11 protein-coding genes and 1 pseudogene are annotated in these 9,449 nt (G+C 43.8%); 8 read left to right on the top strand and 4 right to left on the bottom strand.

Going from position 1 to position 9,449, the window contains the following annotated elements; translation table 11 throughout:
• Positions 1-23: 23 nt before the first annotated feature.
• From aph(3'')-Ib to AVJ19_RS19505, 4 genes are all read left to right on the top strand, one after another.
• Positions 24-827 (top strand): aminoglycoside O-phosphotransferase APH(3'')-Ib, encoded by an 804-nt coding sequence (aph(3'')-Ib, locus tag AVJ19_RS19485; protein WP_001082319.1) that lies wholly within the window; start codon positions 24-26, stop codon positions 825-827.
• Entirely contained in the window at positions 827-1,663 is an 837-nt protein-coding gene (locus AVJ19_RS19490) for an aminoglycoside O-phosphotransferase APH(6)-Id (RefSeq protein WP_000480968.1), read from the top strand. Before aph(3'')-Ib ends, AVJ19_RS19490 begins: the two co-directional genes overlap by 1 nt.
• A gap of 220 nt (positions 1,664-1,883) precedes the next feature.
• The gene (locus tag AVJ19_RS19500) at positions 1,884-2,240 is read left to right on the top strand and encodes a type II toxin-antitoxin system RelE/ParE family toxin (RefSeq protein ID WP_004967307.1); all 357 of its coding nucleotides are present in this window, start codon (positions 1,884-1,886) and stop codon (positions 2,238-2,240) included.
• Entirely contained in the window at positions 2,233-2,535 is a 303-nt protein-coding gene (locus AVJ19_RS19505; protein ID WP_001140620.1) for a helix-turn-helix domain-containing protein, read from the top strand. The genes AVJ19_RS19500 and AVJ19_RS19505 overlap by 8 nt, the downstream gene beginning before the upstream one ends.
• Positions 2,536-2,616: 81 nt before the next feature.
• On the opposite strand, the gene AVJ19_RS19510 is transcribed toward AVJ19_RS19505, so the two are convergent.
• The 4 genes from AVJ19_RS19510 to AVJ19_RS19525 form a co-directional block, all read right to left on the bottom strand.
• Positions 2,617-2,892, bottom strand: a complete 276-nt coding sequence (locus tag AVJ19_RS19510) for a DUF6966 domain-containing protein (protein ID WP_004967304.1) — start codon at positions 2,890-2,892, stop codon at positions 2,617-2,619.
• Positions 2,893-3,096: 204 nt separating this feature from the next.
• Entirely contained in the window at positions 3,097-3,714 is a 618-nt protein-coding gene (locus AVJ19_RS19515; protein WP_026040226.1) for a plasmid replication DNA-binding protein, read from the bottom strand.
• Between the two features lie 76 nt (positions 3,715-3,790).
• On the bottom strand, positions 3,791-4,690 hold the full coding sequence (gene repM, locus AVJ19_RS19520) for a replication initiation protein RepM (RefSeq protein WP_004763517.1): 900 nt from the start codon (positions 4,688-4,690) through the stop codon (positions 3,791-3,793).
• Between the two features lie 650 nt (positions 4,691-5,340).
• Positions 5,341-6,096 carry a hypothetical protein gene (locus AVJ19_RS19525; protein WP_005175443.1) on the bottom strand — a complete coding sequence of 252 codons (756 nt, stop codon included), beginning with the start codon at positions 6,094-6,096 and terminating at the stop codon, positions 5,341-5,343.
• A 223-nt stretch (positions 6,097-6,319) separates the two neighbouring features.
• Between AVJ19_RS19525 and AVJ19_RS19530 the strand changes: the two genes are divergently transcribed.
• The 4 genes and pseudogenes from AVJ19_RS19530 to AVJ19_RS19550 all read left to right on the top strand — a co-directional run.
• Positions 6,320-7,603, top strand: a complete 1,284-nt coding sequence (locus tag AVJ19_RS19530; RefSeq protein ID WP_068911102.1) for a MobA/MobL family protein — start codon at positions 6,320-6,322, stop codon at positions 7,601-7,603.
• A gap of 338 nt (positions 7,604-7,941) precedes the next feature.
• Positions 7,942-8,756: pseudogene (sul2, locus tag AVJ19_RS19540) on the top strand (sulfonamide-resistant dihydropteroate synthase Sul2).
• An 86-nt stretch (positions 8,757-8,842) separates the two neighbouring features.
• The gene (locus AVJ19_RS19545) at positions 8,843-9,097 is read left to right on the top strand and encodes a phosphoglucosamine mutase (protein ID WP_051626581.1); all 255 of its coding nucleotides are present in this window, start codon (positions 8,843-8,845) and stop codon (positions 9,095-9,097) included.
• 7 nt (positions 9,098-9,104) lie between these two features.
• Positions 9,105-9,449: transposase (locus AVJ19_RS19550; protein WP_171334250.1), on the top strand; the 345-nt coding region annotated here is incomplete at its 3' end.

The following is a 9,449-nucleotide window of genomic DNA, read 5'->3' on the forward strand; positions in this document are numbered from 1 at the left end:
TCAGAAAACTGAAGGAACCTCCATTGAATCGAACTAATATTTTTTTTGGTGAATCGCATTCTGACTGGTTGCCTGTCAGAGGCGGAGAATCTGGTGATTTTGTTTTTCGACGTGGTGACGGGCATGCCTTCGCGAAAATCGCACCTGCTTCCCGCCGCGGTGAGCTCGCTGGAGAGCGTGACCGCCTCATTTGGCTCAAAGGTCGAGGTGTGGCTTGCCCCGAGGTCATCAACTGGCAGGAGGAACAGGAGGGTGCATGCTTGGTGATAACGGCAATTCCGGGAGTACCGGCGGCTGATCTGTCTGGAGCGGATTTGCTCAAAGCGTGGCCGTCAATGGGGCAGCAACTTGGCGCTGTTCACAGCCTATCGGTTGATCAATGTCCGTTTGAGCGCAGGCTGTCGCGAATGTTCGGACGCGCCGTTGATGTGGTGTCCCGCAATGCCGTCAATCCCGACTTCTTACCGGACGAGGACAAGAGTACGCCGCAGCTCGATCTTTTGGCTCGTGTCGAACGAGAGCTACCGGTGCGGCTCGACCAAGAGCGCACCGATATGGTTGTTTGCCATGGTGATCCCTGCATGCCGAACTTCATGGTGGACCCTAAAACTCTTCAATGCACGGGTCTGATCGACCTTGGGCGGCTCGGAACAGCAGATCGCTATGCCGATTTGGCACTCATGATTGCTAACGCCGAAGAGAACTGGGCAGCGCCAGATGAAGCAGAGCGCGCCTTCGCTGTCCTATTCAATGTATTGGGGATCGAAGCCCCCGACCGCGAACGCCTTGCCTTCTATCTGCGATTGGACCCTCTGACTTGGGGTTGATGTTCATGCCGCCTGTTTTTCCTGCTCATTGGCACGTTTCGCAACCTGTTCTCATTGCGGACACCTTTTCCAGCCTCGTTTGGAAAGTTTCATTGCCAGACGGGACTCCTGCAATCGTCAAGGGATTGAAACCTATAGAAGACATTGCTGATGAACTGCGCGGGGCCGACTATCTGGTATGGCGCAATGGGAGGGGAGCAGTCCGGTTGCTCGGTCGTGAGAACAATCTGATGTTGCTCGAATATGCCGGGGAGCGAATGCTCTCTCACATCGTTGCCGAGCACGGCGACTACCAGGCGACCGAAATTGCAGCGGAACTAATGGCGAAGCTGTATGCCGCATCTGAGGAACCCCTGCCTTCTGCCCTTCTCCCGATCCGGGATCGCTTTGCAGCTTTGTTTCAGCGGGCGCGCGATGATCAAAACGCAGGTTGTCAAACTGACTACGTCCACGCGGCGATTATAGCCGATCAAATGATGAGCAATGCCTCGGAACTGCGTGGGCTACATGGCGATCTGCATCATGAAAACATCATGTTCTCCAGTCGCGGCTGGCTGGTGATAGATCCCGTCGGTCTGGTCGGTGAAGTGGGCTTTGGCGCCGCCAATATGTTCTACGATCCGGCTGACAGAGACGACCTTTGTCTCGATCCTAGACGCATTGCACAGATGGCGGACGCATTCTCTCGTGCGCTGGACGTCGATCCGCGTCGCCTGCTCGACCAGGCGTACGCTTATGGGTGCCTTTCCGCAGCTTGGAACGCGGATGGAGAAGAGGAGCAACGCGATCTAGCTATCGCGGCCGCGATCAAGCAGGTGCGACAGACGTCATACTAGATATCAAGCGACTTCTCCTATCCCCTGGGAACACATCAATCTCACCGGAGAATATCGCTGGCCAAAGCCTTAGCGTAGGATTCCGCCCCTTCCCGCAAACGACCCCAATATGAAAAACCCCGGCAGGATGCTGGGGTTTTTTATTGCCTATCATTTCTCATTTGCAAAACAAGCATAATGCTCCTAAAATATAGACTATAATCTATATTTTGGTTGTGGTATGTGGATAGTCATTACGACAGATCTATTTAATGAATGGCTTGAACAGCAAGACGAATCAACACAAGAGAAGGTTCTGGCTGCCCTAGTTGTTCTACAGCAGCAAGGACCAAGTTTAGGCCGCCCTTTAGTAGATACTGTCTATGACTCTAAATTTACCAACATGAAAGAGCTTCGTGTTCAACATCGAGGTAAACCACTGAGAGCTTTCTTCGCATTTGATCCTTTACGACAGGCTATTGTTCTATGTATTGCTGATAAAGGCAGTAAAAAGCGTTTTTATAAAGACATGCTGGATATTGCAGATGAACAATACCAACTTCATCTCACCACCCTAGGAGATAAATCTAATGGCTAAGACTCTGCAAGAATTGTTAGCTAGCCGCTCTCCAGAGAGCCAAGCCCGTATTCAAAAAATGGCAGATGAATTACTGCTAGAAAATCAGCTTCATCTTATTCGTGAAGAACTTGAAATCTCTCAAAAGGAACTTGCTGAAACTTTGGGAATAAAACAGCCATCGCTTTCAGCAATAGAAAATCGTGGCAATGATCTTAAGATTTCAACCATGAAAAAGTATGTTGAGGCAATGGGCGGGAAGCTCCGTATTGATGTAGAGCTTCCAACAGGAAAACATATAGGATTCAATGTTTAACAATAAAAATGGGAGCTAAAGACTCCCATTTTTAGATTCGTATAATCGCCATTATGTTAAATTAGCGATATTAAGAATAATTTAGCTTTCGCAAAAAACATATAATTTACTTCTTAAGTAATCCAAACGATTGTTTTCTTTGATAAGTGGATCACCATTGCGATATAAAACGATATCATCCATTGATCCCATTCCTCCAATGGTACTTTGTATTTTATATTTTGCGTATTCTAGATCATCATCAATATAGAACAGTATTCTTTTATACATTTCTGCCCAATGTTCTAAATTCTGTTCTTCAAACAATTCTATTAGTTCTTGAATTGTTGATTTTAAATCTTCAATTTTATTTTTCATAAAAGTATTTTTTAAGATTCTCTAAAATTAACATAATACACGTTATACGAAACGTGTTATAATTTACTTTGAAATTCATATACTTATTTCAAAGTTTATAGCCCATCTTCCCCAAGGTGGGTTTTTTTTATGATTTTTCACGTTCCACGCTTATTATTTGATCAATGTTTCACGACTTTGTTCATATCAGTTAAACAATCGTAGTTAATCATAGGGTCTAAAAAAACGGCTCCAAAAGCCCCTTTTCTCCGGTTCCTGGTCAATGTGCTCCGGTACTGGAATCCGCTTATTTTCCACCTGCTCCGGAGTAGTCAATCCGTCATCTTTCGGCTGAGTTTGGATCTCTACTTCTACAGGAGTTTCTCTTGGTTGAGTAGTCAATACATCATAGTTCGACTCACTTTTTGACCTAGTATCTGTTGCTATATCTAATTTTGGGTCGATAGAACTAGTTGTATAAGCTTTTGGAGCTTCTAGTAGGCGTTGTATTGCTTCAATTTGCTCATCTTTAACGTGTAACTGATCATTCTTAGCTTTTAGTTCCTCACGTTGGAACTGCTCACGCTCATGAGCCTGTTCAAGCTGTTTTTGAAGCATGTAAACCTGCTGTTCTAATAGGTGAACTTCTGACAACTTTCGTGTTTCGGTTGTCTGTGAACTGTTTACATTTCTAGAAGGTTCACCAAAGACTCGAATAGCTTCGGAAAGATCAATTTTACCGTCACTATTTTTACTTAAATTACCTTTATTAACTTGCTTATAAATGGCTTGACGAGTTATTCCATAGAGATTTGAAAGCTCAATAACAGATAGTGATTTCATCTTGTAATTTTGGTTGTCCATTATGTGAACTAAAATACATTAACAAACAGTCAACTGCTACATACACAATCGACCTTTATGCCTTAAAGCCTAAATTTTTAAGATGAGGAATAAGTTGTTTTTGTTTTATTGGATCTCGCAGCATATCTTTAATTTTAATAGCTAAGTCGTCATAACTTTCACCTTGTTGTGCTAGGTGAGATACTTCATGTAAGCGTGAAAGCTGATTACCGAACATATTAATTTGTGAATCTGTCAATTTATAAAAATTATTCTGTTCGGATTTATGCTCAATACTTTTTGATTTTTCTTTAAACGTGAAGTGAATGTGTGTGACTTTTCGACCTGTCTTTATTTGCTCGTAAGATACATTTAAAGGGCTATGTTCATTGATTTGAACTACAGCAGTATCAATAACCCATCTCTTTAAATCAGCAGACAATGGATATCTTTTCCCTAACTCCAACATACTTCTTAGAGATTCGATGGAAATCTCTCGTTTTCCTATGGAACGATATTGGCTTAGTAGCTCATAAATACGAATAGCATATGCGCTACTCATACCAGCAATATCAGATAGCGAATACTTAGTGAATTCACGGCTTAGATTAGAAATGAACGGCAAAATTTCTTTAGAAAACCGAATTCCTACAACGCTTTTACTTTCTAAAAAGCGTATGGATTGAATCCATCTCATTTTGATTGACTCATCATCAATAGCTAAATTAATTGATCTGTCATATAAGCGGTTTACACCATCTTTTAGATCTCTATAAGCTGTTTTTTCATGAACCCCAAGTTTTTTTAAATCATCAATAGTTACGCGATAAATTTCATCATCTGTAATATCTTCAGCCCGACTAATCTTACTAATAGCTGCTAAGACAATCCGTTGTTCTGTTGAGCTGAGTTGATATGAAGCCTCAATTACTTGATTTGATTTAACTACTAATTCTTTTTTAGATGTACTCATCATTTTTAATTCGATAAACTAACTATGAGTAATATAATTCTCTCATATTTGGTAGTCAATCCCTCATAGTTAAGTAGTCAATCCCTCATAGTTAGTAGTCAATCCCTCATAGTTAGTAGTCAATCCCTCATAGTTAGGAGCTGAAAGCCTTTCTGTTAAAGCCTTTCAGATAGCCTAAAAGATTTAAAAGATTTAAAATATATTAAAAAGGAAAGAATGAAAAATTGCCCTATGTTTTCGCTACGCTCAAACTCTATTGAATCTCGCTATCGCTCGATTCTTGGGGCAATTTTTAGTAAATCTCGTTATGACTTTAAAAAAAGCACAAACAATTCGGAATTCGCTTCGCTTATAGTGCTTTTTTACTCGCTTTCGCTCGTTCTAGAATCAAATTTTGGCATTTGATTTACGCTCTTTTAGATTTCACATACTAAAAAACAGTTTTTCAAAGAGTCGAAGCGCGAATTTTAGTTATGCCGCTCGTAGACACTCGCTCGGTATATACCTTCTAGGTATATTGTGAGTTTTGAAATGGATCTTGATTTGTATTTTTGCAAAATAAGCTAAATGCTCTTGTTTTGCGATTACAGCCACTTTATTGATTTAGACGTAGCTAACTCAAAAATTGGTTTAAAAGTGGCTGTAATCGCATTTTATTGCGGTTTTAAGTGACTATCTGCTTCAAAGATATAAAGTTCTGTACCGTGGTCATCATATTCACATAATCCTTCAATAACTTTGATAAACAATTCTCTGCTTCGAAAGTAGTTTTCAGTTCTTGGATGAATATATTGATAAAGCGTGGTGTTACTGACCATTCTGAAAAAATTTTGGTTATTGACGATGGTATTTTTAACTTTTTCTGGATCTATATTTTCGGTTGATAAATTAAGTTTGTTCCAGGCGGCTAGTACTGCTCCACCTAAAGCATATTTGAGCTGATTTTCTGCATTACGTTTCTTTTGGGCGTCTGTCAGTTCTTTATGACTTTTTTGCAAAATTTCGCGCTTGTGTTCATTCTCCAGCCGGATCCGGTTTTCCAAGGCTGCTTTTTCAATTTTCTGGTAAGACTCCAGGGCACGATCCAGGCGGAAGAAATTATCCTGATCCATTTCCTGTGTCAGTAATGCCAGAATTTCTGTTTCGTTGGCCAGAAGGGGCTGCTGGTTTTTATCCTTTAGCTTGATCTGTTCAATGAGGGCCTGTCTTTTTAAAAACTGGTTTTTATCACGGTCTGCAGCTTTCAGTAGATTGAGCTGTTTGTCATTGAAGATGCCATTTGCTTGTTGAAGCAAGGTCAAAGCCTGCTGCTGGTTTTTCTTGAGGAAAGGGAGATTTTTAAGGAACTGCTGTAATGTCATGAGGTCATTTGAAGTGAGTATTTTCGCAGGTCTTCCACGGGCCGCCATCGCATTCTCCAGCATAAAATGGGTGAGGTTTTTGTGTTTTCAGTTTAGCATAGGCCGGCACGGGAAGAATTAAAAAAAAATGTGGGAACATTTTTTTTAATTCTTAAGCTCGTTTCCGTGTTTCTAATTCGATATAATTACTACGCAATTATATCGAATTAGAAACACTCCTCCTCGTGCTCCGCAGGCTCTGCGAGGCCCCGGCTAAAAATGAAGGTGATATATGTTCTATTGCAACCTTGAACACACCGCAAAAAAAGCGATAAAGACACGATCAGGAAAAATCAAAGATGGCGCCACAGCCAAGAATCGCTTTCATTACATCACCCGAACGTCACACTTTAAAAGTTATAAGGAATCGGTTTCTGAGCACATTGAGTTTGTGAAATCCGGGAATTTACCCAGTTTTGCCGAGGGAAAACCGGCTGAATTTTGGCAGGCTGCAGATGTATATGAACGGAGTAATGGCCGAACCTGTTCCAGTCTGGTCGTGGCTTTACCCAAAGAATTAAACCAAGCGCAACGGATTGAGTTGGCTGAAGCGTTTATTACCGAGTTTGCCGACCGCTATCGTTTTCCATTTAGCTGCGCCATCCATAATCATGCGGGTTTAATTGCCGGGATTGAGCAACCGCATTTGCATCTGATGTACAGTGAACGGCATATGGATGGGATTGATCGTTCAGCCGAACAGTTTTTTAAGCGTTATAACCCCAAGGATCCGCAGAAAGGTGGTGCGCAGAAGCTCACGGCTGATGTATTGGGGATGGGCAAAGCACAGCTGCAGTTGTACCGACAGAAAACTGAAGAACTGATTAATGACAGTCTTATGCGGTATGCGCCAATGAAACAGGTTGAGATTCGAGGTATTCAGATAGAAGTGCCGAGTAGGGTGAGTTGTTTATCACACCGAGATTACAACAAGAAGTATGGAACCCAGCTGCAGGATGTCCCCGTGATGAATAAGGCGGTACGTTTTGCGTGTGAGAATGAACCTGAGTTGTGGGCCAAACAACAGCATATGATTGAAGAAATTCAACGTATTCGCGCTGAAAATCGTTATGAGCAGTATCGTTCGTTTTATGAGGCTGAATTAAAAAATCGAAAAGAGATTGAAGAACTAAGCAAGCAAGCTGAAACGCCACGTACTCGACAACAGTGGTATGCGCGAGAAAAATTATTGTTTTTACAGCAGAATATGCTGCAAACTTTATTGAAAGATCCTCAAACGACTGAACCTATAACATTGATTCAGCATGATTTACAGCGTTATATTGATCTTTTGAATACTGAATCGTTCGATCGACTTGAGAAGTTGGGATATTTAAGGGATCTCGGCCAAAACTTAGAGGGTTCAGTTATTCAGATCGCCCCTATTGATGAAGAATTAGCATTTATACAGCGACAAGTCATTGAACGTGTGCCTTTGAAAATGAGGGAAAAAGCTGTAACTTCTGAAAAAGTAAGGAATCACGATCAGGATAATGATTTTAGTCCTGGTTTTTAGGTCGATTATTTAAGGCGCGCCATTGCATCATTAGTACCGCGTCTTCTTCTTCAAAGGTAGATTCACCTGAAATCAGCCGTTCTAAACGTTCCTCACTACTTTGTCTACATGCGTCAATCGTTTTTTGATCGAAGCTATGTGCCACCTTTTGATTTTGAAGCAATGTACTATGATAAAATTAATCCGTTAGGTCAGGTGGCCTAACTTAAATAAAAAAGTCTCCGACAAACCCGGTACGGTTCAGATCACCGCAAACAGGTTACTCGCCTGGGGATTCCCTTTCGACCCGAGCATCCGTATGAGACTCATGCTCGATTATTATTATTATAGAAGCCCCCATGAATAAATCGCTCATCATTTTCGGCATCGTCAACATAACCTCGGACAGTTTCTCCGATGGAGGCCGGTATCTGGCGCCAGACGCAGCCATTGCGCAGGCGCGTAAGCTGATGGCCGAGGGGGCAGATGTGATCGACCTCGGTCCGGCATCCAGCAATCCCGACGCCGCGCCTGTTTCGTCCGACACAGAAATCGCGCGTATCGCGCCGGTGCTGGACGCGCTCAAGGCAGATGGCATTCCCGTCTCGCTCGACAGTTATCAACCCGCGACGCAAGCCTATGCCTTGTCGCGTGGTGTGGCCTATCTCAATGATATTCGCGGTTTTCCAGACGCTGCGTTCTATCCGCAATTGGCGAAATCATCTGCCAAACTCGTCGTTATGCATTCGGTGCAAGACGGGCAGGCAGATCGGCGCGAGGCACCCGCTGGCGACATCATGGATCACATTGCGGCGTTCTTTGACGCGCGCATCGCGGCGCTGACGGGTGCGGTATCAAACGCAACCGCCTTGTCCTTGATCCCGGCATGGGGTTTTTTCTGGGGGCTGCTCCCGAAACCTCGCTCTCGGTGCTGGCGCGGTTCGATGAATTGCGGCTGCGCTTCGATTTGCCGGTGCTTCTGTCTGTTTCGCGCAAATCCTTTCTGCGCGCGCTCACAGGCCGTGGTCCGGGGGATGTCGGGGCCGCGACACTCGCTGCAGAGCTTGCCGCCGCCGCAGGTGGAGCTGACTTCATCCGCACACACGAGCCGCGCCCCTTGCGCGACGGGCTGGCGGTATTGGCGGCGCTGAAAGAAACCGCAAGAATTCGTTAACTGCACATTCGGGATATTTCTCTATATTCGCGGTTCAGCAGGCATGTCCCCTTTGAGGGCGACCCGACGACAGGATAATCGACCTTATGGTGCGCAAATATTTCGGCACAGACGGTATTCGTGGCAAAGCCAACGAAGGCGCGATGACGGCGGAAACCGCCTTGCGCGTCGGCATGGCGGCTGGCCGTGTCTTTCGTCGCGGTGACCACCGCCATCGTGTCGTGATCGGCAAGGATACGCGCCTGTCGGGCTATATGCTTGAACCCGCGCTCACAGCCGGTTTCACCTCGATGGGGCTTTGTTGCACAAACCTATCTGTAAAGGCTTTTTCAGCGATATAATTTTCAAATGAAGAAGCCTACACACAAAATCTACCGCACAACCAATTGGCCCGCATATAACCGAGCACTCATGAGTCGCGGAAATATTGCCATTTGGTTTGATCCTGCTACGCAATGGTATGCTCCATCAAAAGGCAAACAAGGGCGAAATCAAACCTACTCCGACGCAGCTATCCAATGCTGCTTAATGATTAAATCCTTATTTCGTCTTTCTGTATGCATGGTGACTGGCTTTGTCCAAAGCTTGATTAAACTTTGCGGATTAGATTGGACAGCTCTGGATTATTCAACCATTCGCAGAAGACAAAAGCATATTGATATTCAAATTAGCTATGAAAAGAGTTGCAATGGA

The sequence above is a fragment of the Acinetobacter sp. CFCC 10889 genome (assembly GCF_003268395.1).
Lineage (GTDB): Bacteria > Pseudomonadota > Gammaproteobacteria > Pseudomonadales > Moraxellaceae > Acinetobacter.